Raw genomic sequence first — 24,158 nt, forward strand, 5'->3', positions numbered from 1 at the left:
GCTGGATTTGGGGCTGGTTGTCTGCCCTACGCTCAGCGCAACACCACCGCAGACATGCGTCGGCCCTCGCCGGGAGTAGCGATCCCAATGCGAGGGCCTGACCACCGAGGAAGGCATCAACTTCCCGATGGATACCGAAGACCCTAGCGCGCCCGCGCGCGCCCAGTCCCGAGTTACCGCCAACAACCACCCGAACCGGGGCCGTCACACCGGCGGACTCGTCCACGACCACACCCGCCACACCACCCGCTTCACGGTGATCGGCAACCACCTGGTCCAGCACGCGGAGTTGTCCCTGCTCGCGATCGGCCTGGCGTGCCACATCCAGTCGCTGCCGTCCGGCGCCCGCGTCGACATCAAGACCCTGGCCGCCCGGTTTCCCGAGGGCGCGATCCGCATCGCGGCGGCTTTGCGGGAGCTGGAGACCCACGGCTACCTGCGCCGCGAACGCACCCGCGTCCCCGGCGGCCGGATCATCACCCGCACGATCTCCTGCAACCAGCCCGGCCGCCGCGCCGAGGAACCACCCGCACCCCGGCGTCGGCAACAATCCCGGCGTACGGCCCTCCCGGCGGTACCGAAGCCCGCGTACCCCTCCCCGGAGCTACTCCGCTCGGCCACGGACGTCCTGGCCGGTCTACGCCGCAGGGACCCCCGCCTGCTCCTCTCCGCCACGGAGGCCGAACACCTGGCGCCCGGGGTCGCGGCCTGGCTGGAACGCGACGTGCCCCCCACGGCGGTACGCGAGGCCCTGACCACCAACCTCCCACCGGCCCCCCTGACCCGCCCGGCCGCCCTCCTGGCCCACCGCCTGACGACGGGCCTCCCCCCGCTTCCCCCTTACCGCACCCCCGAGCCACCCCCACCGGCCCGCCACCCCCTCCAGACCTGCGAGACCTGCGACCGAGCCTTCCGCTCCCCGAACCCCGGCCACTGCCGCGACTGCCGGACCGCCGTGCTGGAAGCCGCGTAGAGCATGAAGGCGCCGCGCGACCGCTACCGAGCCATGCGTGATGTCCTCCAGTCGATCGACGACACCCTCCCCGGCAAGTTCGAGATCACCCGGGAAGGAATCGTCCGCGACCTGGTCTCGCCCAACGGCCACCACGAGCTGACGCGGGCGCTTCTCCGTAGACGCCTGGAGAAGGTCATGCCGGACGAGCTGCTGGCCCATACCGGCACACCGGACGTGGAGGACGAGCCCGAGGCGATTCTGCGACACCCCGACGTCATGGTGATCGCCTGGGAAGACCTCGACACCGAAGGCTCCATCGACCCCCGTACCGTCCTCGCCGCCATCGAGATCGTCTCCCGCTCCAACCCGGACAACGACTGGGTGGGGAAGGTCCGCGACTACGCCCTGATGGGCATCCCCGTCTACGCGGTCTTCGATCCGCGCACCGGCACGGGCGCCGTCTTCACGGACATCCACCCCACCCCTTCCGGCCCGCGCTACGCCACCCGGAAGGACTTCGTCTACGGCGAGGACGTGACGATCGCCGACTGGACGATCCCGACCCAGGGCCTGCCGCTGCACGACCGGAAGACATGAACACGCGAGCCGACCACGGGCACGAGCTGATCCCCCGCCCCGCGCCGACTCCTGATGCCCTCCGCGCGGCCCTCACCGTGCTGGCTCCCGACCGCCTCAACGAGATGCAGGCCACGAAGGACGACGCCTTCGCCAAGGCGGTCGAATGGCAGTCCCTGAGCCCGGTACAGAGCTGGGTCCTGATGTGGGCCAGAGACATCGAGATCGTGCGCCGCCCAGGCATAACCTCCCGTTACACCCGCGCACAGTCGAACCTGGAACACGAGGACCCCGTCATCGCGCAGGAGGCATTGAAGGAACTGAGCGCCGTCCTCGACAAAGCCATGAAGGCAGCCCGGACGTGAGCCGGGAAGTGGAGTACCAAGTCCCGGCCGGTCCGCCTGGTCGTAGCCGCAGGGAGGTCAGGGGTGCCGGCGTGGTCGGAGCCACGGCCGGCTGCTCCCTAGGGTTCGGCGGTGATCGCCTTGAGGGCGAGGTCCCGCAAGGGCGCGAGGCGGGTGCGGTTGTCCTGGTGGTGGTAGACCGCATTGGTGCAGATCACCAGGTAGCGGCCGGTGGCCGGGGACAGGTAGAGGCTGGTGCCGGTGAAGCCGTGGTGGTAGGCCACCCGGCCGTCTGCGGTGAGGATCCAGGCCAGGCCCCGGTCCAGGCCCGGCTCGATCGCGGCCTGCGGGACCATGCTGCGGGCCAGCCAGCGGCCCAGCTCGGTGTCATCGCGGTGCCCGGCCAGCTGGGCGGTCGCATAGGTGGCCAGGTCGGCGGCGGTGGTGAAGACGCCCGCGTGTCCGGCGACGCCGCCCAGCAGGGCCGCGTTGTCGTCATGCGGGATCCCCCACAGCCGTGGGGCCCCGGCGAGCCGCTGTTCGGTCGGCGCGACCCGGCTGGACCGGCCGATCGGCCCGTAGCCGGTGCTGGGCATGCCGAGCCGGGTCCACAGGTCGGCGGCCAGCTCGTCCAGGCGGCGGCCGGTGACCTGGGCGAGCAGGAGGCCGGCGAGGATGAACCCGCGGTTGATGTAGCGGTGCCCGGTGCCGGGGCAGGCGATCAGGTCTTCGCCGCAGATCAGGGCAGCCAGGTCCTCGGTCCGGTTCCGGTACTGGTCGAGGCGGGTGTCGGGCCGCAGCCCGGTGGTGTGGGCGAGGATCTGTCCCACCGTCACCTGACCGCCCGGCGCCTCGGCCGTGACCGTGGGCAGGAAAGTGTGGACCGGGGTTTCGAGGTCGATGCCGGTGGTGCCGATGAGCGGCCAGGTGGCGACCACCTTGGTCAGGGAGGCCACGTCGTACACGGTGTCCGGGCCGGGGCGGGCGGCACCGCACTCGGGTGCGACGACCCCCGCCGTCAGGAAGCCGGGATCCCCGTCGAGGGCGCCGTGGGCGATGACGCCGCCGGGCACGGTCCCGTCGGCGGTCGTCAGCTCCAGGCACTCACGCAGGCCGGCGAGCGGGGCGGGCTTCCACGAGGTGGTCACGGCGACTCCTGATCAATCGTCAGCTTGGCACCGAGCGAGACGAGTTTGGGCAGCAGGGTGCCGTAGCCGCGTCGCAGGTGGTACATGCCTCGGATCGTAGAGGTGCCCTCGGCTGCGAGGGCGGCGATCAGCGCGGCGGTGGCCGCCCGGATGTCCTCCCCGGCCACGTCGGCGGCGGCCAGCGGGGCGGGGCCGCGGACGGTGATCGTGGCGCCGTCGGTGTTGACGGCGGCGCCGAGGGCCCGCAGCGGGCCAACGTGGGTGGTGCGGTCGGTGTAGACGCGTTCCTCGATCCTTGAGGTGCCGGGGCCCTGGGTGAGGAAGGCGGTCAGCTGGGGCTGCGCGTCGGTGGGGAAGCCGGGGTGGGGGCCGGTGGCCACGTGTACGGCCTTCGGGCCGGCTGGGCAGCGGGCGAGGGTGCCGCCGTTGACCGGGGCCAGCTCGATCCCGGCGTCGGCGAAGACGGCCACCAGGCCCGTGGGAAACGCGGTGGTCGGGAAGTTGTCGAGTTGGACGGTGCCGCCGGTGACGGCGGCGGCCAGGGCGAGGGTGGCGGCCTCCAGCCGGTCCGGCGGGACCTGGAAGGTGCCTCCGGTGATCCGGTCGGTGCCGGTGACGTGCAGGGCGGTGGTGCCCTCCCAGGTGATGCCGACCCCGCCGGCCGCCAGCACCGAGGCGGTGACCAGCACCTCCGGTTCGACGCTGGGGTTGAGGATGGTCGATGTGCCCCTGGTCCGGGCGGCCAGCAGCATCGCGGTGACGGTGGCGCCCAGGCTCGGGCCCCAGGAGCGGGTGTTCACGTCGGTGGTGAAGAGCGCCCGTCCCGGCCTGGTGATGCGGGCCTTCACCTCGGTGCCGGTCACGGCCACGGTGGCGCCGGCGGCCTCCATCGCCGCGAGGTGGCGGTCGATCAGGCGGCGGCAGAAGGCATCGCCGCCCGGCAGCGGGAAGCTGACCTGTCCGGCGCGGGCGAGCAGGGCGGCGGCCATGACGGCGGTGGTGCGGACGCGGCGGCCGAGCCGGTCGGGGATGACCGGGTACCTGGCGGCAGCCGGGGTGGTCTCGAAGCGGTCGCCGACGACCTTGGCCGGGGTGCCGGTGTCGTTCAGGATCTCCGCGCAGACCAGGGTGTCCAGGATCTCCGGGGCACCGGTCAGGGTCAGCGGCTCGTCCGCGAGCAGGGCGGCGGCGTACAGGTGCAGGGCGATGTTCTTGCTGCCCTGGACCGTCACCGTGCCCTCCATGCGGTGGCCGCCGGTGATGTGGACTGCACGGGAGTCGGTGGCGGGCGGCAGGTTGGGCTGCTCGTCCATGGTCACCTTCCTTGGCTACCGGCAGGGAAGAAGCCCCCGACCTGGGTCTTGGGGTAAAGCATGGTGTGGGGACCGATCAGGGTGGCGGGCTGCAGGACTGTGCCGGCTGGAATGATGACGCCGTCACCGATGACGGCACCGCACTTGGTCTGGCCGGTGGCGATGCGGTGCCCGTCCAAGTGGGCGCACACCTCCTCGGTGGCCGGCTCGGTGACCGGGCCGGAGGTGACCCGCAGGCCCGTGGTGGAGACGAAGGCGCCGATGTTGACGCCCAGCCCGAGGACGGAGTCGCCGACGAAGCTGGTGTGCTTCATGAAGACGCCACCGACCAGCAGGGAGCGGGTGACCTCGGCGCCGAAGCCGATCCGGCAGCCGGGACCGATGACGCAGTTGTCCCGCACGCGGGCGCCGGCCTCGATCACCGCACCGGGGCAGACCAGCACGGGGCCGGTGACGAACGCGCCCTCGGCGATGACGGCTCCAGCCGCCACGATCACCTCGCCTCGGACGGTCGCGCCGGGCTCGATGACTCCCTCCGAGGCGGGCAGGGCGATCCCGTTCCGGCCGGCGAGCAGGTCGGCCACCGCCTTCTTGAGGCCGAACACGGTCGGGCACAGATCGAGCAGGCGCAGTACGACCGGGTCGGTGACGCGCTCGGTCTCGAAGTAGTACTCGGGGGTGGTGCGGTAGTCCGCGCGCGTGAACTCGGCGCTGACCGTGGGGGCTCCGGTGATGTTGTGCATGGCTGTTCTCCTCTCGGACGAGCGAGTGAAGAGGTGCCGGACCTGAACCAGGGGTAGGCCCGGGGTGGTGGCGGCCGGGGCCACCGAGGGCGCGGCCGGCTCGGCCTGGTGGGCGACCAGGCCGAGCAGCACGAGCACGGGGACGTGCAGCACCGCCCAGGAGGCGATCAGAAAGCCGCCGAGCCGGTCGCCGTAGGGCGGGCCGCAGACGGCCGGGGCGGAAGGACTGTTCGTCGGCATACGCGGGTTTTCCTCAACGGGGACGGGAGTGAGTGTCCCCAGTGAAAGGCTCCGGCGAAGACCGGATCCGTAATCGGCTTACGGGCCCGTAAGCCGATTACGGCTCAGCCGAGTTGCACTCCGGATCGGGCGGCGAAGTCGCGGATGCCGGGCAGCGAGCGGTCGTGGCGGAGCAGGTCGGTGGCGACCTCGCGAACCGCGCGGCGGCGGATCTCCTGCGGGGCAGCCTGCTCGGCGGCCAGCAGGGCGCGGAAGGCCTGCTCGGGTTTGCCCCACTGGTCGAAGACTCGGGCCACGTCGGTGAAGAACCGGGCCTGGCGCTCGGCGGTCGGCAGTGCGGCCGGGTTGATGGTGCGGGCCAGCTCGATCGCCTGCCCGGAGTCGCCGAGTTCGTAGTGCACGGACAGGTGGTGCAAGGCAATCCCCTGGCTTCCGTCCACCTGGCCGGAGGCCCGGCCGGCCGCGCGGGCGTTGTCGGCGGCCTCGCCGATCAGCGAGTGCGCGTAGGAGCGGTCGCCGAGCTTCGCGGCGGTGTACGCGGCGGTGGCGAACAGGTCGCCCCGGGCGGCCAGGCGGGCCGACTCGGGGACGCTCGCGTCGCGCTGCAGGTCGTGGGCCGCGCGGACCACGATATCGGTGGCCCGGCTCAGATGGCCCTGGCGCCGCCAAGCGCTGGAGACCATGCGCTGGGCTTCGGCGATGATCAGGCCGTCGCCGCCCGCCAGCGCGGCGGTCAGGGCCCGGTCCGAGGTGATGGCGACCAGCCCGTTGTCACCGATCTTGATGCACAGCCGGGCCGCGATGTTGTAGAGCGCGGCCACGTTCCGGGCCGACTCCTCGGCAGACCCGGTGCTCTGAGCTGCGGCGATCCATCCCGGAAGGGCCTGGGCAAGGGCGTCGTAGCGGGCCGCGCGGAAGTCCTGACGTGCGGTCATGATCGAGGAGTGGACCGAGGCCGCGGTGGGCTCGCGCCGGCCCGGGATGCCGGCGGTGCCGTAGAGCAGCAGGTCTTCCAGCGGGGTCAGCGGGGCCGGGCTCGCGGCGGCCGCCGGGGCGCCGACGACCGGCGTGAAGACGGCGGCAGCGGCGGCGGCCAGCAGTTCACGGCGTCGCACCTCGTCGTCATCCTCCTCGGCAGCCGGACTGGGCGTCAGCCTAGCGGAGCTGGCCTTTCGTCGAGGTGAACTGGGCGCGGCCCGCACGGGCCGAGGGTGGGCCAGCAGTTCTTCCAGGGTCGTGCCGAGCACACGTGCGAGGAGGGTGAGCATCTCGACGTTGCGGACCGGGATCAGGCCCCGCTCGACCCCGGACACCCACTCCTCGCTCCGGCCTGCCTCGGCAGCGAGATCGCGCTGGTACCAGCCCTTGCGCGTACGTAACTTGGCGATGAACTCGCCGAAGGTGACCTCGCCCCCAGCCACGGCCTGCCCCCGCCGCTCGGTATCCGGACAGCTACAGTAAGCAACTGTACCGACTAGCGTGAACTCGATGCAGGGGCCTACTCTAAAAAGGGCAAGCACCGTCGTTCAACCGGCCAGGCGTTGCTGATAGTACGAACGGCTTATTCGCCGCCCGCCAAGTCGTTTCAGCAGTGCCCGTGTCCTGCACTGATCACGTCTCATCTACCAAGTTCAAGGCGGAGACTGGTGTTGCATTGTTGCAGAGCACCTGTGTCTCGATGGGAGCTCTTCGACCGTCACCCCTCTGCGATGGTTGATCAGGGCGGTATCGACTCCTGGGCTCGTAACTGGCCATCCGATAGTCGAGCTACCCATCCATCACATGATCATGAGGATCCCAGCCGGATCCGCCAGATGTAGCGATTCGATCATGCGCTTGGGCCGCTCGATACCACACTTCATCACTTTGATATTCCATCACTCCATCATGAAAAAGACGCGCCCATTCAACAGTTTGCGAGTGAATCGCCCTCCTTCCATCGCCGGGGGTTAGCCACTTAAGGCCCGGATCATTGCGATAGAATCCCTTGAAGATTTCGGAGAGCGGGCTACTACTCTCCGGATAACCGCTCCTTCGGCGAAGAATCGGCCGCAATGGCCCTTCACCGCGCACGATTGCCACAACCGCTTGCCACTCGTTGCCGTTCCGATCGAAATCGTCTTTTTTGTAAGTCACAGGGACATGATCGCAGTGGATTTCACCAACGATCCGTCCTCGATTTCCAAGCTCCAAAGGGTACTCTTGGATAGCGACGGAAGACTCCGGATCTCTCCAACTGAAAAGACTCTTATCCCTCCTAAGGATTTTTCGACCGTTGCGCACAAAGTCGATCCCATAGTCGCTTGAGTGCGCGTAACGTTGGACGCCAATCCAACCCCAAACTCTCCGTCGCTGCACTACGAGATCAGAGTTTTCGCAATACTCACAAGCTATTGAATTTAGGGGATTTAGGCGTTCACAGTCGAGGCACAGTGCTGCATCACTAAGCGGGACATCTATCTTGACCATCGCGCCGACATCGCCTCCACGCCTAGGCACAGAGCGATTTTCTCCCCAGATGCACGGTCGTCGGGGACTCACCTGACGACCGTTCACTTCAATCGCCAGCCTACCCGATCTAATCGGATAGCTGTATAGGTCCCCTAAATGCGCACACAACATTTCCCCTTTGGACTCCCGCCAAGGTTCACGCAGACCTCTAATTGTGATTTCGGTACCATGATCACCCGACTCGACCTTCTCCTGTGAAACTACTGGCACTTCCCATTTTCCGCTGCGGTTCATGCTTGGGATATCGATCGTAACTACCGTCCATGCGGGGCTGTCAATCTTGGCACTTCGGATTGTAATGTGCCGACCAAGGCGAGCAGTGGCCATGCTGAAGCCCAGGCTCAGCCCTTTTTTTCTGGCTCGCCCCACCCAGGATAGGGCTACAGCATGCGTCAGAGTCTCGTAATCCATTCCTGGGCCATTATCCCGGATGACAACTGCGTCCTGTCGGCGCTGTGCGGCCTCTTTCTCAAAACTGATCGATATCCTAGGAGTTTCCCCTGCCGGCTCGCCGTCTTCCACACAGGCGTCAATAAAGTTATCCACCAGCTCGGCCAAACAGTTGGCCTCACTCATGTCGATGTCGCCCAGAACACTCAAAATTCGGGGAGAGGGTGTCACGAACATCGTCTGATGCGGTTTTATCCATCCGGCACCTCGGCTGGCGCGAACCCTCCGCCAAGCCGCCGTCCACGCGGACAACTCTCCTTCTCCATCCAACGTTCGGACGAAGGAGAGCAACATCTCTTCGCGAGGTTGACGCTTACCCCGGAGAACCTCGTTCACCGTAGTTCTCGGCAACTTCCCAAAACCTGCTCGTGATTCAAGTTGCCGCAAGCTCATCCCGCTTCTAGTCAGCAGCGCCTGCATTGCCGAGGAGAGATCTTTCCACGTATTTATAGCGTTAGGATTAGGCCCTGATGGTACCGGTGAAGGAGGACCTTGCACTGAAAGCCACGCTTCTTCAATTTCCGATACATTTGCGCCGCACGCATTCGCGATTGCCTCGACGACTTCCCACGGGCAGCGTTTACCTGTCAGGGCTCGATGCAATGTCGACTTGCTATATCCGGTAACCTTGGACAGCTGACCATAAAAAAGTGCAGCTTCGTGGCGCGACAGATCAAGCTGTCGCGCCACATCACGCAAGCTGCGAACTGGAGCCGTCGATACCTCAACGTAGCGCTCCATCACTCAACTCGTCATGCGCTCTGGGACTTCAGCCGAGATGCCAGCACAACGAGAAGTCCAATTAGGGCAGAGATCATGCTGACGACGGCGGTGATCAGCTCAATCCCAGCCGTGGACAGACTTGCCCGAATTGTGCCGCAAAAGACGAAGACCACGACGATGACCACGGTCGCAGTAATGCCAAATGATTTGGCTCGGGGGATGGTCGAACCGATACGGGAACCTCGACTCACTATGGAGCCTTTCTAGGACGGACGGCTTTCTCGGACGCCACCGCAGTCCACGCTTACAGGGTTAGGAGCCCTCAATGGTGCGGCGTGTGCAGTAGATACTGCCCCACGGTGCACGCCGGGGACCAACCGGAATCCGACATTCAAAAGTCCGTTCCTAGCTGTCCCAAGGACTGCTTGACGGCTGTTTGCGCTGGTCATGGCCGTCACCATGGGGAGCGAAGGGAGTTATGCCCCGAGCGCGTTCCAAGGTGTCCCGGGTTGAACTTGCCTGCTGGAGCCTGGTCGGGGACGCTGCTTGAGGGATCGCTAGTCTCGGACGCCACCGTGCAACGCATCCTAGGCAGACGTATTAGGAGTGCGTCAGCCATCTGCGCGCCTGCCTTGACCTGCGTCGAGGCAGGCGCGGGCCTCGTAGTTGGCCCTGATAGATCAGCCGCTGGAATCGGCAGTTGTGAAGCCGCGAGGAACACCGACACTGAGCGCCGTCCTCGACGAAGCCATGAAGGCCCCGCTCAAAGCCTGAGCACCCCCCGCCACACCCAGCCCGCGCCGAGGACCGTATCCCGTAGGGGGTCCGTCATCTCCCGGGTGTCGAAGCGGAACACCTCCGCCCGGTGCTCCTGGCCGTCCGGACCCCGTTGCATCTCCCACTGCCGGTACACGGCGGGCGCGTGCCCCCGGCCGTACTGCGCCTCGGTCTGGCCGGAGGTCCGCTTCTCCCACCGCTCCTCCAGCGCGCGCACCTCCCGTTTCCCGGGGATCAGACGCATTCGCACCGTAAGGGTCAGCCCCACCCTCGGCACCCGGCACTCCGCCACCAGGTCGGCCTTCTCGTCGGGCGAGGCGGCGCGCACGCGGTACGGCACGTCCGGACCGTTAAGCGCCAGGAGGGCCGCCCGGACCTCCGGGGCCGGCAAGGGGGCGGCACCCGCGTCGGGACGCCTGGTGCCCATCAGCCTGTTCCACAACTGCCCCATCGCCGGCCCCTTCCACACAGCCCTTACAACCGCTTGCTCTCCAGCGGCCCCAAGTACAGCTCCGGAAGCCCGCCCGTGTCGATCAGCAGGCGCTGCACCACCACCGTCGGGTCGACCATCCAGAACTTCAGGCGGTGGACGCCGGGTGAGGTCACCGTGTGGCGGGTGGCCGTGCGGTTGATGTTGTCCGAGGTGTTGCGGGCCCACACCGCGTTCAGCGCGCCGTCGTCCGCGCCCTCGGTGATGTCCACCGTGCGGATCGGGCCGTCGTCCAGGGAGACGCCGTAGCGCAGGCCCGCGACGCCGGGGAGCGCCGGGTTACGGGGGGACAGGTACGCCCAGACCGTCACCTCGCCGGGCGCGGACAGCAGCGTCACCTCGTACTCCAGGCGGGGTGAGGTACCTCCCGGTGTGCGGCTCGGGGACGTGACCGGCCACGGCGTCACCCCCGCTCCCGTACGGCCGATGCCGTCGATGCGGCGCCACCGGCCGACCGCCCGGTCATAGTGCTCGGCGTCGATCGCCACGTAACCGCCGGCCTCCACGAAGCCCCGCGCCCGCACGCCCGACGGGCGTTCCGCCACGACGCGGACCGGCACCGACGCGCCCGCGCCCCGCACCGTCAGGGTCGCCTCCGCGCGCCCCTCGGGGGCCCGGGACCAGTCCACCTCCACCTCCAGGCGGACCTGCTTCTCCACCCGGCCGCGCGGACGGTCCACCCGCAGCCAGGGCGCCGAGACCGAGACCTCGTAGGGGAAGGGAGTACGGCCCCGGTTGAAGAGCTCCACGTACTGGCGGGGGCGGGTCTGGTACGGGCTGAAGGGCGGGAGGGCCGCCGTCCGGGAAGAGCCTCCGGGCCACCACTCGCCCTTGTCCTCCGCGCCGTCCACCGACACACCCAGCTCCGCCGCCTCCGGCACCTCGATGCGGCGCACCGCCGGGAAGAGCACGTCGGGTATGGCCACGTTGTCCTTCTCCGGCTGCTGCCAGGGCGCGTTGGGGCCGTAGCGGTCGACGTCGCCGTAGTCGATGTGCGGCTGGGTCTGGAAGCCCTTCCACTTTCCGTTCGCCACACGGGAGTTGAAGCGGTCGGCGAGGGCGAAGTCCCGGGCGAGGCCCGCCTCCGCCTGGGCCGCGCGGTCGTTCGTCGCGGCCCGGCCCTGCGCCGCGTAGAGCAGGTTGGTGAACTCCGCCTGCCGCAGCTCGTACAGGTTCGCGGTCGCCGTCACCTCGTAGCCGGCCAGTTCGAACCACGCGTCCCGCAGCCGCTCCGGCAGCCGGCGCTCGACGCGTTCGGCGCGCCGGCCGAGCTCGCGCCACTCCTCGGTGACCCGCTCCAGCTCCCGGTGCGCGAAGTAGTACGGGGTCTGCTGGTCGTCGTTGACGATCCGGTCGCCGGAGCGGGTGATCCGCCGGTTCAGCAGCTCCGGTTTGCGGCGGGCCTGGAGCCGGCCGTACTCCGCCAGCAGCGCCGCGATCTCCTTCGCCTGCGCCTCGCCGAAGTTCTGCCGGGCGTACCGTTCCTCCCACTCACCGAGGCGTTCCAGCGGCAGGCGGTCCGGGTTCCAGGCGTAGTCGAGGAAGAACTCCGTCGGCAGCTCGTTGCCCTTCAGGTCGCCGACGTTGACCACCCACAGGCCGTGGTTGCCGTAGGCGTGCGCCTGGTGGAGCTGGTCCCAGACGTTGCGGAGGTTCGCGGTGTCGACCCACTTGTAGTTGCGGCCGGCGCCGACGTAGTCGAAGTGGTAGTACAGGCCGTAGCCGCCGGCCCGCGGGCCATCCGGGTGCTTGCGGATGTTGCCCCAGTTGTCGTCCGTGAGGACCACGGTGACGTCGTCGGGGGCGCGCAGGCCCCGGTCCCAGTAGCGCTGCACCTCCTTGTACAGCGTCCACACCTGGGGGGTCTCGGCGGCCGGTTTCCCGGTCACCTCCTCGATGATCTTCCGCTGGTCGGCGATGATCTGCTGCATCAGTTCGATGCCGTCGCCGTCGGGCAGGCTGGTGTCGCCGTTGCCGCGCATGCCGAGGGTGACGACGCCCTCGAAGCCCTCGTCGACCATGCGCTGGATGCCCGCGCGCCAGTACGCGCGGATCGCGTCCGCGTTGCGGCGGTACGACCATTCGCCCGTGCCCCCGTAGGGGTCGGACCCCGAGCCCGCGTGCCGGTTCCACTCCTCGATGCCGCGCATCATCGGCGCCTCGTGGGAGGTGCCCATGACGATCCCGTACTGGGCGGCCCTGCGGTGGTTCTCCGGGTCGTCCTCGGCGAACGCCCTCCCCCAGACCGCCGGCCAGAGGTAGTTGCCCTTCAGCCGCAGCAGGACCTCGAACACCTTCGCGTAGAAATCGGCGTTGAAGCCGTTGGGGAATCCCGGTGCCTTTCCGGAGCCGAAGTAGGCCGGGGCCCAGGTGCCGAGCGCCGGGTTCTCGTCGTTGATGAAGACGCCCCGGTACTTCACCGTCGGGGTGCCCTGGGTGAACCGGCCGGGCTTCACCCACACGTGCTCGCGCCGCGCCGGCGGCACGTCGTCCCACCAGTGCCAGGGCGAGACCCCGATGCCGTACGAGACGTCGTACGCCCCGAAGATCGTGCCCCGCGGATCACTGCCCGCGATGACGAACGCCCGCTCCACGCCGGGCATCGGGTGGTCCACGACGGTCTGGAGCGAGGTCTCCCACTTGCCGCGCACACCGCTCACGTCGAGCTTGCCGGACCGGATCAGGCCGTCGATCAGCGGACTGCGGCCGATCGTGCCGACCAGCACCGGAAAGCGGCCGATGGTCGTACCCGGACGGACCCCGGTCACCCGCGCGAGGTCGTCCCGGAGGTCCCCTGCGACCCGTACGACTCCCGGGTGATCCTCCTGGCTGACCACCACCGGCGCGCCCACCAAGGAGAACACCCCACCGGTGAACGAGATGTACGACCCCGGGTCCGTCACCCGCAGCCCTCCCCCGGAACCGGCCCCGGCCCCGGACACGGCCCCGGATTCCGGCCCGGACGCGGCCCCCGCCACCGGCCCCGACACCGCGGCCAGCCCGGCGCCCAGAACCGTCCCGCCCAGGACCGTCCTACGGCTGACGTGCGCAGACGACATACAACACCCCTCCGGCTCCCACATGCCTCGCTATTTGCTCAGCGGCATGACAAATAGTGGGCGAGGCGACGGCACCGGGGAACGGGTCGTACGCACCGAATAGTTTCGAGGCCCGTAAGGGGCGCCCCGGGAAGGCCGGCACCGGTGTCGGCGGGGGCCGCTACCCTCCGGGCATGCCCCGTACGACTCCCCCACGCCCCGTGGACATCACCGTCCCCTTCCCCGAGCTGGCCCCGCTCGCCCGCACCGCCGTACGGCTCCACCCGCGGGCCGGCACGCCCACCCCCGCGGACAGCTCGCTCGGCGGGCCGCTGCTGTGGCCGGCCGGACAGGCGTGGCCGGGCTGCCCGGAGCACACCGGGCCATGGCACAGGGGCGTGGCCCCCGACGACGTACGACGGGCCCGGCGCGTGCTGCGCGAGGCGTGGGCCCGGCCCCGCGCGGAGGGCGCCCCGCTGCTGACCGAGGAGGAGAAGGCCGTCGTGGACCGGGGGCGGGAGCGGGTGCGGATACCCGTGGACGGACCGCTCCCGATGGTGCCGGCGCTCCAGCTGTACGCCGCCGACGTGCCCGCGCTGCCCCGCCCGGACGGCACCGATCTGCTCCAGCTGCTGTGGTGCCCGTTCGATCACGACCCCGGGTACCTGCCCCGCATCGAACTGCGATGGCGCGACTCCGCCGCCGTGACCGCCCCGCTCACCGCGCCCCCACGGCCGGCCGTCGTCGGCGACCGCGACTACCTGCCCGAGCCCTGCGTGCTCCACCCGGAGACCGTCACGGAGTACCCGGCCCCGCACGAGCTGCCCGAGGAACTGGCCGAGCGGATCGAGGCATGGGAGGACGCGCGGGAGGACACGGGCCTGTGCTACCAGTACGACCTCTCCGTGGCCCCGGGCACCAAGCTGGGCGGGCACGCCCCCTGGAGCTTCTCCGACCCCTTCCCGATGGCCTGCGCCGAGTGCGGCTCGCCGGTGCGGCCCCTGCTCACCTTCGACGGCGCCGAGTGGGACGGCGGCAGCCGGAGCTGGCGCCCGCTGGAGGACGCCGGGTACTCGGGGCCGATGTTCCAGGGGCCGTCCGGGCAGACCGAGCTGAACTTCGGCCGGGGGTACTGCATGCAGATCTACGGGTGCGAGGCGTCGTACGACCACCCGCCGCTGACGAACATGCAGTGAGCGCCCCGGAAAAGCCGAAGAGGCCCGTACGACCGGAGTCGTACGGGCCTCCCCTTAGGTCAGGTGCTGACCCTCAAGCAAGCGGAACTTACTTGACGATCTTGGTGACCTGGCCGGCGCCCACGGTGCGGCCACCCTCACGGATGGCGAACTTCAGGCCCTCTTCCATGGCGACGGGCTGGATGAGCTCCACCTTCATCTCGGTGTTGTCACCCGGCATGACCATCTCGGTGCCCTCGGGGAGGGTCACCACGCCGGTCACGTCCGTCGTGCGGAAGTAGAACTGCGGACGGTAGTTGTTGAAGAACGGCGTGTGGCGGCCACCCTCGTCCTTGGACAGGATGTAGGCCTGCGCCTCGAACTCGGTGTGCGGGGTGACCGAGCCCGGCTTGATGATGACCTGGCCGCGCTCGACGTCCTCGCGCTTGATGCCACGGAGGAGCAGACCGACGTTCTCACCGGCCTGGCCCTCGTCGAGCAGCTTGCGGAACATCTCGATGCCGGTGACCGTGGTGGAGGTCTTCTCGGTCTTGATGCCGATGATGTCGACGTTCTCGTTGACCTTGAGGACACCACGCTCGATACGGCCGGTGACGACCGTACCGCGACCGGTGATGGTGAAGACGTCCTCGATGGGCATGAGGAACGGCTTGTCGACGTCGCGCTCCGGCTGCGGGATCGACTCGTCGACGGCCTTCATCAGGTTGAGGACGGAGTCCACCCACTCCTGCTCGCCCTCGAGGGCCTTGAGCGCGGAGACCTTGACGACCGGAACGTCGTCGCCGGGGAACTCGTACTCGGAGAGGAGCTCACGGACCTCGAGCTCGACGAGCTCCAGGATCTCCTCGTCGTCCACCATGTCGGCCTTGTTCAGCGCGACGACGATGTACGGAACGCCGACCTGGCGGGCCAGGAGCACGTGCTCCTTGGTCTGCGGCATCGGGCCGTCGGTGGCGGCGACCACGAGGATGGCGCCGTCCATCTGCGCCGCACCCGTGATCATGTTCTTGATGTAGTCCGCGTGACCAGGGCAGTCGACGTGGGCGTAGTGACGCGCCTCGGTCTGGTACTCGACGTGCGCGATGGAGATGGTGATACCGCGCTGACGCTCCTCGGGCGCCTTGTCGATGTTGTCGAACGGGGTGGCCTCGTTCAGGTCCGGGTACGCGTCGTGCAGCACCTTGGTAATGGCGGCCGTGAGGGTCGTCTTACCGTGGTCGATGTGACCGATGGTGCCGATGTTGACGTGCGGCTTAGTCCGCTCGAACTTCGCCTTCGCCACTGGGGTCCTCCTGTGGAGTGGTTCTGTACGCCTTACTTCATCGGCGCCAGGTGATCTTTGCTGTAAAGGCCCGGAACCCGGGGCAAACACCTGCGATTGCGGACGTTTGCCCCTGGAGGCTCCGGAGTCAAGCCTACGGCGTGTTTACGCGGTGCGTTACTCGCCCTTGGCCTTCGCGATGATCTCCTCGGCGACGTTCCGCGGAACCTCGGCGTAGGAGTCGAACTGCATCGAGTAGCTTGCGCGACCCGACGTCTTGCTGCGGAGGTCGCCGACGTAGCCGAACATCTCCGACAGGGGCACGAGGCCCTTGACGACGCGGGCACCGGCCCGCTCCTCCATGGCCTGGATCTGGCCACGGCGGGAGTTGATGTCGCCGATGACCTCACCCATGTAGTCCTCGGGCGTGGTGACCTCGACGGCCATCATCGGCTCGAGCAGCACGGGGCTGGCCTTGCGCGCGGCCTCCTTGAAGGCCTGCGAACCGGCGATCTTGAAGGCGAGCTCGGAGGAGTCGACCTCGTGGTAGGCGCCGTCGTGGAGGATGACACGGACACCGGTCATCTCGTAGCCGGCGAGGATGCCGAACTGCATGGCCTCCTGCGCACCGGCGTCCACCGAAGGGATGTACTCCTTCGGGATACGGCCACCGGTCACCTTGTTCACGAACTCGTACGAGGTGTCGCCACCCTCGAGCGGCTCGATGCCGATCTGCACCTTCGCGAACTGACCGGTACCACCGGTCTGCTTCTTGTGGGTGTAGTCGACGCGCTCGACGGCCTTGCGGATCGTCTCACGGTAGGCCACCTGCGGCTTGCCGACGTTGGCCTCGACCTTGAACTCGCGCTTCATGCGGTCCACGAGGACCTCGAGGTGAAGCTCGCCCATACCGCCGATGACGGTCTGGCCGGTCTCCTCGTTGGTGTGCACCTGGAAGGAGGGGTCCTCCTCCGCGAGACGCTGGATGGCGACACCCAGCTTCTCCTGGTCACCCTTGGACTTGGGCTCGATCGCGACCTCGATGACCGGCGCCGGGAAGTCCATGGACTCCAGGATTACCGGGTTCTTCTCGTCGCAGAGCGTCTCACCGGTGGTGGTCTGCTTCAGGCCCATGACGGCGACGATGTCGCCGGCGCCCACCGACTCGATCTCCTCACGCTTGTTCGCGTGCATGCGGTAGATCTTGCCGATGCGCTCCTTGCGGCCCTTGACGGAGTTCAGCACGGCGGTGCCGGACTCCAGGCGGCCGGAGTACACGCGGACGAAGGTGAGCTTGCCGAGGTGCGGGTCGCTCATGATCTTGAACGCCAGCGCCGACAGCGGCTCGTCGTCGGACGGCTTGCGCTTGACGACCTCGTCCGCGTTGTTGACCGCGTGGCCCTCGATGGCCTCGATGTCGACCGGGGACGGGAGGTAGCGCACGACCGCGTCGAGCAGGGGCTGGACACCCTTGTTCTTGAACGCGGTACCGCAGAACACCGGGGTCACGGTGGTGCCGTCACCCTTGCCGGAGGCGATGGTGATACGACGGATCGCGGCGTACAGCTGTTCCACGGAAGGCTCCTCGCCCTCCAGGTACAGCTCCATGATCTCTTCGTCGTTCTCGGCCACGGCCTCGAGCAGCTTGCCGCGCCACTCCTCGGCAGCCTCGGTGTGGGTGTCCGGGATGTCGACGATGTCGTACATCTCGCCCTTGGTGGCCTCGGCGGACCACACGAAGGCCTTCATCGTCACCAGGTCGACGACACCCTTGAAGTCCGCCTCGGCGCCGATCGGCAGCTGCATGACCAGCGGCTGCGCGCCCAGACGGTCGGAGATCATGTCGACGCAGCGGTGGAACTCGGCACCGGTACGGTCGAGCTTGTTGACGAAGCAGATGCGCGGAACGCCGTAGCGGTCCGCCTGACGCCACACGGTCTCGGACTGCGGCTCCACGCCGGCGACGCCGTCGAACACCGTCACGGCACCGTCGAGCACGCGCAGCGAGCGCTCCACCTCGACGGTGAAGTCGACGTGACCCGGGGTGTCGATGATGTTGATGGTGTGGTCGACGTTCTCCAGCGGCCAGTGGCAGGTGGTGGCAGCAGAGGTGATCGTGATGCCACGCTCCTGCTCCTGCTCCATCCAGTCCATGGTGGCAGCGCCGTCGTGGACCTCACCGATCTTGTAAGACACACCGGTGTAGAACAGGATCCGCTCGGTGGTGGTCGTCTTGCCCGCGTCGATGTGGGCCATGATCCCGATGTTGCGGACCTTGGCCAGGTCAAGTGAAGTGGTAGCCATAAGGCTTCAGTCTTCTCTCGGTCTCGATGTGGGTAGCGACTACCAGCGGTAGTGCGCGAAGGCCTTGTTGGACTCGGCCATCTTGTGGGTGTCCTCGCGCTTCTTCACGGCCGCACCGAGGCCGTTGGAGGCATCGAGAAGCTCGTTGAGGAGACGCTCGGTCATGGTCTTCTCGCGACGGGCGCGGGAGTAACCGACCAGCCAGCGCAGCGCCAGGGTGTTGGCGCGGCCGGGCTTGACCTCGACCGGCACCTGGTAGGTGGCGCCACCGACACGGCGGGACTTGACCTCGAGGGTCGGCTTGATGTTCTCGAGAGCGCGCTTGAGCGTGATGACCGGGTCGTTGCCGGTCTTCTCGCGCAGGCCCTCCATGGCGCCGTAGACGATGCGCTCGGCGGTGGAGCGCTTGCCGTTCAGCAGCACCTTGTTGATCAGGGAGGTCACCAGAGGAGAGCCGTAGACCGGGTCGATGATGACCGGGCGCTTCGGGGCGGGGCCCTTACGAGGCATTCTTACTTCTCCTTCTTGGCGCCGTAACGGCTGCGAGCCTGCTTGCGGTTCTTGACACCCTGGGTGTCGAGCGAACCGCGGATGATCTTGTAACGAACACCCGGCAGGTCCTTCACACGGCCGCCGCGCACGAGCACGATCGAGTGCTCCTGCAGGTTGTGTCCCTCACCCGGAATGTAAGCGGTGACCTCGATGCCGCTGGTCAGACGCACACGCGCGACCTTGCGGAGGGCCGAGTTCGGCTTCTTCGGGGTGGTCGTGAACACACGCGTGCAGACGCCGCGACGCTGGGGGGAACCCTCGAGTGCGGGCGTCTTGTTCTTTTCGACCTTGTCCTGCCGGCCCTTGCGGACCAGCTGCTGGATCGTAGGCACTACTTCTCCGGTTTCTGTGTGCCGATGGGTACAGCTAACCTGGAACGTCGCCGACCCACGCGGTCGGGTGTGTCGAATCCGCCATGCTCCCCGCCGCAAGGCGAAAAGGGCGCGAATTACGGTGGCCGCTCGTGACTCGCCGCGCGGTGTGGAGGCACGCACAGGAGCCAGGGCACACCCCAGGCACAAGGTCTGAGCGTACCTACCTCATTCGCTGCGGTCAAAACAAATGGGGTCCACCGCAACCGGTCAGGCCCGGGGTGTGCGCACGGTCACTTCTCCGACATCTCCAGGTGACGCCGGATCAACCGGATGTCCTCTCGGTCCTTCGGCCGGCCGAGCCTCTCCTTCCAGGCCAGGACCTCGCCCAGCGGGGTGAAGGGAATCCCCTCCACCCATTCCGCGGCCTCGATCATCGCGTCCGGCCCCGGGGAGCCCGGGAGCCAGCGGTCGAACACCTCTATGTCCCCACCGAAGAGCGGCACCAGGCAGCCGTACCCGGACAGCGGAACGGCGGGCTCCCCGAGGCGGAGAGCGGCCTTCCACGCATCGCCCCTCGCCACGATGTCGAGATCGCGTTCCACGGTGCGCAAACCGTGCGCGAGAAGCGGGCCGCTGCCGGTCACCACGTAGTCCGCCGCCGGCAGGGCGAGCGAGCACAGCTCTCGGACAAGGCGGTGCCTGGACAGTTCCAAGGCATCCTCCCACCCCTGGAGGACAGACAGCCCAGCCGCCGACCGCGCCGCCATGCCCATGGCCAAAGCCGCTAGGACACCGGCCAGCGTACCGATCGGAAGGCATTCGGACGCGTGCTTGCCGTGATCGGCGTTCGGCACCGAGTCTGCGCGGCGAGCGTCCGGGACCGCCACGAGCCGACGTCGGGGAAGCCGAAGCGTTCCGAGTCCTCCGGGGATCGCCGGAGGATCACCCCCAGAGCGGCCAGAACGGTGGCACAGAGCGCCGGCCGGGGCCGTACGCGGTCGAGGTACGTGGAGATGGTGTAGCCGCCGTACGGGACCACCGGAAGGACCGCCGGCCCGGGGCGTGAGCGATGCCGGCCCAGGCCCGGCGGCACGACCAGCGCAGCCGCCGGACCGAAGGACACCCGCGGCACTTCCACCGACGCCCTGGACTCCCCTGCCGCGCAGAGAAGTTCGCCCCGCAGGTCATCGTGCCCGGACACGCCGAAGGGCGGCCACCCCCAACGGAGTGGCCGCCCTTCAGGCTGCTCGCTTACTGGTTGTACGGACCGTAGTCGTAGTCCTCCAGCGGGACGGCCTGGCCGGAGCCGGTGCCGAACGGCGAGTAGTCGATGTCGTCGTAGCCGACGGCCGAGTACATCGCGGCCTTGGCCTCCTCGGTCGGCTCGACCCGGATGTTGCGGTAGCGGGACAGACCCGTACCGGCCGGGATGAGCTTACCGATGATGACGTTCTCCTTGAGGCCGATGAGGCTGTCGGACTTGGCGTTGATCGCCGCGTCCGTCAGGACTCGGGTCGTCTCCTGGAAGGAGGCGGCCGACAGCCAGGATTCCGTCGCCAGCGAGGCCTTGGTGATACCCATCAGCTGCGGACGACCGGAGGCCGGGTGACCGCCCTCCTGGACCACACGACGGTTCTCCTGCTCGAAGCGGGAGCGCTCGACCAGCTCGCCGGGCAGCAGCTCGGCGTCGCCGGACTCGATGATCGTCACGCGGCGCAGCATCTGCCGGATGATGATCTCGATGTGCTTGTCGTGGATCGACACACCCTGCGAGTTGTAGACCTTCTGGACCTCGCCGACCAGGTGGACCTGGACGGCACGCTGGCCCAGGATGCGCAGCACGTCGTGCGGGTTGGTGGCACCCACGGTGAGCTGCTGGCCCACCTCGACGTGGTCGCCCTCGCGGACCAGGACCTTGGCACGCTTCGAGATCGGGTACGCCGTCTCGTCGCTGCCGTCGTCCGGGGTGACGACGATCTTCTTGGTCTTCTCGGTCTCCTCGATGCGGACGCGACCGGACGCCTCGGAGATCGGGGCGACACCCTTCGGGGTACGGGCCTCGAAGAGCTCGACGACACGCGGCAGACCCTGGGTGATGTCGTCACCGGCCACACCACCGGTGTGGAAGGTACGCATCGTCAGCTGGGTACCGGGCTCACCGATGGACTGGGCGGCGATGATGCCGACCGCCTCACCGATGTCGACCAGCTTGCCGGTGGCGAGCGAACGGCCGTAGCACATCGCGCAGGTACCGACGGCGGACTCGCAGGTCAGGACCGAACGGGTCTTGACCTCCTCGACGCCACGGGAGACCAGTTCCTCGATGAGGACGTCGCCCAGGTCGGTGCCGGCCGGGGCCAGCACCTGGCCCTCGACCACGATGTCCTCGGCGAGGCAGCGCGCGTACACGGACGTCTCGACGTTCTCCGCCTTGCGCAGCACGCCGTCGGCGCCGCGCTCGGCGATCCGCAGCTTCAGACCGCGCTCGGTGCCGCAGTCCTCCTCGCGGATGATGACGTCCTGCGAGACGTCGACCAGACGACGGGTGAGGTAACCCGAGTCGGCGGTACGCAGAGCGGTGTCCGCCAGACCCTTACGGGCACCGTGGGTGGAGATGAAGTACTCCAGCACGGACAGGCCCTCACGGAACGACGCCTTGATCGGACGCGGGATCGTCTCGTTCTTCGCGTTCGACACCAGACCACGCATACCGGCGATCTGACGCATCTGCATCATGTTGCCTCGTGCACCCGAGTTCACCATCATGAAGATCGGGTTGGTCTTCGGGAAGTTGTCGTTCATCGCCTCGGCGACCTCGTTGGTCGCCTTGGTCCAGATCGCGATGAGCTCCTGCGTGCGCTCGTCCTTGGTGATCAGACCGCGCTCGTACTGCTTCTGGACCTTCTCGTCCTGCGCCTCGTAGCCCTTGACGATCTCCTTCTTCGCCTCGGGGACGACGACGTCGGAGATGGCCACGGTGACACCGGAACGGGTCGCCCAGTAGAAGCCGGCCGCCTTCAGGTTGTCGAGCGTCGCCGCCACGATGACCTTCGGGTAGCGCTCGGCGAGGTCGTTGACGATCTCGGAGAGCTGCTTCTTGCCCACCTCGTAGTCGACGAAGGGGTAGTCCTCGGGCAGCAGCTCGTTGAAGAGCGCGCGGCCCAGCGTGGTGTTCAGCCGGAAGCTGTCACCCTGCTGCCACTCCGGCTCGCCCTCCTCGCGGGCCGGCGGGGTCCAGCCGCGCGGCGGGATGGTGCCCACCGGGAAGCGGATGTCCACGCGCGACTGCAGCGACAGCTCGCCGGCGTCGAACGCCATGATCGCCTCGGCCACGGACGCGAACGAACGGCCCTCGCCCTTGACGTTGCGCATCTCGCCGTCGGTGGTGAGGAAGAACAGACCGAGGACCATGTCCTGGGTCGGCATCGTCACCGGACGGCCGTCGGCCGGCTTGAGGATGTTGTTCGAGGACAGCATCAGGATGCGGGCCTCGGCCTGCGCCTCCGCGGACAGCGGCAGGTGCACGGCCATCTGGTCACCGTCGAAGTCCGCGTTGAACGCGGTGCACACGAGCGGGTGGATCTGGATGGCCTTGCCCTCGACCAGCTGCGGCTCGAAGGCCTGGATGCCGAGGCGGTGCAGGGTGGGAGCACGGTTCAGCAGCACCGGGTGCTCGGCGATGACCTCTTCGAGGACGTCGTACACGACCGTGCGGCCGCGCTCCACCATGCGCTTGGCGCTCTTGATGTTCTGCGCGTGGTTCAGGTCGACCAGGCGCTTCATCACGAACGGCTTGAACAGCTCCAGCGCCATCGCCTTGGGCAGACCGCACTGGTGCAGCTTCAGCTGCGGGCCGACGACGATGACGGAACGCGCCGAGTAGTCGACACGCTTGCCGAGCAGGTTCTGCCGGAAGCGACCCTGCTTACCCTTCAGCATGTCCGACAGCGACTTCAGCGGACGGTTGCCGGGGCCCGTGACCGGGCGGCCACGACGGCCGTTGTCGAAGAGCGCGTCGACGGCCTCCTGGAGCATGCGCTTCTCGTTGTTCACGATGATCTCGGGCGCGCCGAGGTCGAGAAGCCGCTTCAGGCGGTTGTTGCGGTTGATCACACGGCGGTACAGGTCGTTCAGGTCGGAGGTCGCGAAGCGGCCACCGTCCAGCTGCACCATCGGACGCAGGTCCGGCGGGATGACCGGGACGCAGTCCAGGACCATGCCCTTGGGGCTGTTGGAGGTCTGCAGGAACGCGGAGACGACCTTCAGCCGCTTCAGGGCGCGGGTCTTCTTCTGGCCCTTGCCGGTGCGGATGATCTCGCGGAGCTTCTCGGCCTCCTCGTCGAGGTCGAAGGACTCCAGGCGCTTCTGCAGCGCGGCGGCGCCCATCGAGCCGTCGAAGTAGGTGCCGAAGCGGTCGCGCAGCTCGCGGTAGAGCAGCTCGTCGCCCTCCAGGTCCTGGACCTTGAGGTTCTTGAACCGGTTCCACACCTCGTCGAGGCGGTCGATCTCGCGCTGCGCGCGGTCGCGCAGCTGCTTCATCTCGCGCTCGGCACCCTCGCGCACCTTGCGGCGCACGTCGGCCTTGGCGCCCTCGGCCTCCAGCTCGGCCAGGTCGGTCTCGAGCTTCTTGGCGCGGGCCTCCAGGTCGGCGTCGCGGCGGTTCTCGATCTGCTGGCGCTCGACCGAGACGTGCGCCTCCAGGGAAGGCAGGTCGCGCTGACGGCGCTCCTCGTCGACGTACGTGATCATGTACGCCGCGAAGTAGATGACCTTCTCGAGGTCCTTCGGCGCCAGGTCCAGCAGGTAGCCGAGGCGCGAGGGGACACCCTTGAAGTACCAGATGTGGGTGACGGGGGCGGCGAGCTCGATGTGGCCCATCCGCTCACGGCGCACCTTGGCGCGCGTGACCTCGACGCCACAGCGCTCGCAGATGATGCCCTTGAAGCGGACGCGCTTGTACTTGCCGCAGTAGCACTCCCAGTCCCGGGTCGGACCGAAGATCTTCTCGCAGAAGAGTCCGTCCTTCTCGGGCTTGAGGGTGCGGTAGTTGATGGTCTCGGGCTTCTTGACCTCGCCGTGGCTCCACTGACGGATGTCGTCAGCGGTGGCCAGGCCGATCCGGAGCTCGTCGAAGAAGTTGACGTCGAGCACTATGCGTCAATCCCTCTCAGGGTCGTAAGTCTGTGGTCTGTACGGGGGCCTGGGGGTCGGCGGGGCCCCTGG

Annotated in this window: 17 protein-coding genes; 4 read left to right on the forward strand and 13 right to left on the reverse strand. The window is 68.0% G+C overall.

The features are described 5' to 3' along the window. Positions 1-127 precede the first annotated feature (127 nt). Genes IH25_RS0101130 through IH25_RS0101140 form a run of 3 tightly spaced genes read left to right on the forward strand, consistent with a single transcriptional unit; the run spans position 128 to position 1,896 of the window. Positions 128-973 carry a helix-turn-helix domain-containing protein gene (locus tag IH25_RS0101130; RefSeq protein ID WP_030601237.1) on the forward strand — a complete coding sequence of 282 codons (846 nt, stop codon included), beginning with the start codon at positions 128-130 and terminating at the stop codon, positions 971-973. Between the two features lie 3 nt (positions 974-976). After that, the gene (locus IH25_RS0101135) at positions 977-1,552 is read left to right on the forward strand and encodes a Uma2 family endonuclease (protein ID WP_030601240.1); all 576 of its coding nucleotides are present in this window, start codon (positions 977-979) and stop codon (positions 1,550-1,552) included. After that, positions 1,549-1,896, forward strand: coding sequence for a hypothetical protein (locus IH25_RS0101140; RefSeq protein ID WP_030601243.1), 348 nt, complete (start codon positions 1,549-1,551; stop codon positions 1,894-1,896). The genes IH25_RS0101135 and IH25_RS0101140 overlap by 4 nt, the downstream gene beginning before the upstream one ends. Positions 1,897-1,994: 98 nt before the next feature. Here the strand turns inward: IH25_RS0101140 and IH25_RS0101145 are convergent, their stop codons facing one another. The 7 genes from IH25_RS0101145 to IH25_RS0101180 all read right to left on the reverse strand — a co-directional run bounded on the left by IH25_RS0101145 (position 1,995) and on the right by IH25_RS0101180 (position 13,329). Further along, complete coding sequence (locus tag IH25_RS0101145) at positions 1,995-3,023, reverse strand: serine hydrolase domain-containing protein (RefSeq protein ID WP_030601246.1); 1,029 nt, start codon at positions 3,021-3,023, stop codon at positions 1,995-1,997. Further along, the gene (locus tag IH25_RS0101150; protein ID WP_030601249.1) at positions 3,020-4,336 is read right to left on the reverse strand and encodes a UDP-N-acetylglucosamine 1-carboxyvinyltransferase; all 1,317 of its coding nucleotides are present in this window, start codon (positions 4,334-4,336) and stop codon (positions 3,020-3,022) included. The genes IH25_RS0101145 and IH25_RS0101150 overlap by 4 nt, the downstream gene beginning before the upstream one ends. A gap of 2 nt (positions 4,337-4,338) precedes the next feature. Next, the gene (locus IH25_RS0101155) at positions 4,339-5,319 is read right to left on the reverse strand and encodes an LbetaH domain-containing protein (RefSeq protein ID WP_030601253.1); all 981 of its coding nucleotides are present in this window, start codon (positions 5,317-5,319) and stop codon (positions 4,339-4,341) included. A gap of 104 nt (positions 5,320-5,423) precedes the next feature. Next, on the reverse strand, positions 5,424-6,740 hold the full coding sequence (locus tag IH25_RS0101160; protein WP_167346002.1) for a helix-turn-helix domain-containing protein: 1,317 nt from the start codon (positions 6,738-6,740) through the stop codon (positions 5,424-5,426). A gap of 346 nt (positions 6,741-7,086) precedes the next feature. Further along, complete coding sequence (locus IH25_RS38915) at positions 7,087-9,021, reverse strand: helix-turn-helix domain-containing protein (RefSeq protein WP_157846917.1); 1,935 nt, start codon at positions 9,019-9,021, stop codon at positions 7,087-7,089. A 745-nt stretch (positions 9,022-9,766) separates the two neighbouring features. Further along, positions 9,767-10,207 carry a hypothetical protein gene (locus IH25_RS40405; protein WP_245172652.1) on the reverse strand — a complete coding sequence of 147 codons (441 nt, stop codon included), beginning with the start codon at positions 10,205-10,207 and terminating at the stop codon, positions 9,767-9,769. Positions 10,208-10,254: 47 nt separating this feature from the next. Next, complete coding sequence (locus IH25_RS0101180; RefSeq protein ID WP_107058294.1) at positions 10,255-13,329, reverse strand: glycosyl hydrolase 115 family protein; 3,075 nt, start codon at positions 13,327-13,329, stop codon at positions 10,255-10,257. Positions 13,330-13,502: 173 nt separating this feature from the next. Between IH25_RS0101180 and IH25_RS0101185 the strand changes: the two genes are divergently transcribed. Then, positions 13,503-14,504, forward strand: a complete 1,002-nt coding sequence (locus IH25_RS0101185) for a hypothetical protein (protein WP_030601267.1) — start codon at positions 13,503-13,505, stop codon at positions 14,502-14,504. An 88-nt stretch (positions 14,505-14,592) separates the two neighbouring features. Here the strand turns inward: IH25_RS0101185 and tuf are convergent, their stop codons facing one another. The 6 genes from tuf to IH25_RS0101215 all read right to left on the reverse strand — a co-directional run bounded on the left by tuf (position 14,593) and on the right by IH25_RS0101215 (position 24,086). Beyond that, a complete protein-coding gene (gene tuf / locus IH25_RS0101190; protein WP_030601270.1) occupies positions 14,593-15,786 on the reverse strand; it encodes an elongation factor Tu in 1,194 nt (397 codons plus the stop codon). Positions 15,787-15,942: 156 nt separating this feature from the next. After that, on the reverse strand, positions 15,943-18,069 hold the full coding sequence (gene fusA / locus IH25_RS0101195) for an elongation factor G (protein WP_030601273.1): 2,127 nt from the start codon (positions 18,067-18,069) through the stop codon (positions 15,943-15,945). A 39-nt stretch (positions 18,070-18,108) separates the two neighbouring features. Further along, complete coding sequence (gene rpsG / locus IH25_RS0101200) at positions 18,109-18,579, reverse strand: 30S ribosomal protein S7 (RefSeq protein ID WP_003998848.1); 471 nt, start codon at positions 18,577-18,579, stop codon at positions 18,109-18,111. Positions 18,580-18,581: 2 nt separating this feature from the next. Next, positions 18,582-18,953, reverse strand: coding sequence for a 30S ribosomal protein S12 (gene rpsL, locus IH25_RS0101205; RefSeq protein WP_003948652.1), 372 nt, complete (start codon positions 18,951-18,953; stop codon positions 18,582-18,584). Between the two features lie 272 nt (positions 18,954-19,225). Continuing rightward, positions 19,226-19,648, reverse strand: coding sequence for a hypothetical protein (locus IH25_RS41065; RefSeq protein ID WP_157846918.1), 423 nt, complete (start codon positions 19,646-19,648; stop codon positions 19,226-19,228). Positions 19,649-20,186: 538 nt separating this feature from the next. After that, positions 20,187-24,086, reverse strand: coding sequence for a DNA-directed RNA polymerase subunit beta' (locus IH25_RS0101215; protein WP_030601286.1), 3,900 nt, complete (start codon positions 24,084-24,086; stop codon positions 20,187-20,189). Positions 24,087-24,158 lie beyond the last annotated feature (72 nt).

This window comes from Streptomyces achromogenes subsp. achromogenes, from assembly GCF_000720835.1.
GTDB classification, from domain to species: Bacteria; Actinomycetota; Actinomycetes; order Streptomycetales; family Streptomycetaceae; genus Streptomyces; species Streptomyces achromogenes.

Bases quoted from the DNA above. Each gene is read 5' to 3' on its own strand.
- IH25_RS38915 (WP_157846917.1), bottom strand. From the start codon at position 9,021: ATGGAGCGCTACGTTGAGGTATCGACGGCTCCAGTTCGCAGCTTGCGT.
- IH25_RS0101140 (WP_030601243.1), top strand. From the start codon at position 1,549: ATGAACACGCGAGCCGACCACGGGCACGAGCTGATCCCCCGCCCCGCG.
- IH25_RS0101135 (WP_030601240.1), top strand. From the start codon at position 977: ATGAAGGCGCCGCGCGACCGCTACCGAGCCATGCGTGATGTCCTCCAG.
- IH25_RS0101130 (WP_030601237.1), top strand. From the start codon at position 128: ATGGATACCGAAGACCCTAGCGCGCCCGCGCGCGCCCAGTCCCGAGTT.
- IH25_RS0101185 (WP_030601267.1), top strand. From the start codon at position 13,503: ATGCCCCGTACGACTCCCCCACGCCCCGTGGACATCACCGTCCCCTTC.
- IH25_RS0101155 (WP_030601253.1), bottom strand. From the start codon at position 5,319: ATGCCGACGAACAGTCCTTCCGCCCCGGCCGTCTGCGGCCCGCCCTAC.
- IH25_RS0101150 (WP_030601249.1), bottom strand. From the start codon at position 4,336: ATGGACGAGCAGCCCAACCTGCCGCCCGCCACCGACTCCCGTGCAGTC.
- fusA (WP_030601273.1), bottom strand. From the start codon at position 18,069: ATGGCTACCACTTCACTTGACCTGGCCAAGGTCCGCAACATCGGGATC.
- IH25_RS40405 (WP_245172652.1), bottom strand. From the start codon at position 10,207: ATGGGCACCAGGCGTCCCGACGCGGGTGCCGCCCCCTTGCCGGCCCCG.
- IH25_RS0101180 (WP_107058294.1), bottom strand. From the start codon at position 13,329: ATGTCGTCTGCGCACGTCAGCCGTAGGACGGTCCTGGGCGGGACGGTT.
- rpsG (WP_003998848.1), bottom strand. From the start codon at position 18,579: ATGCCTCGTAAGGGCCCCGCCCCGAAGCGCCCGGTCATCATCGACCCG.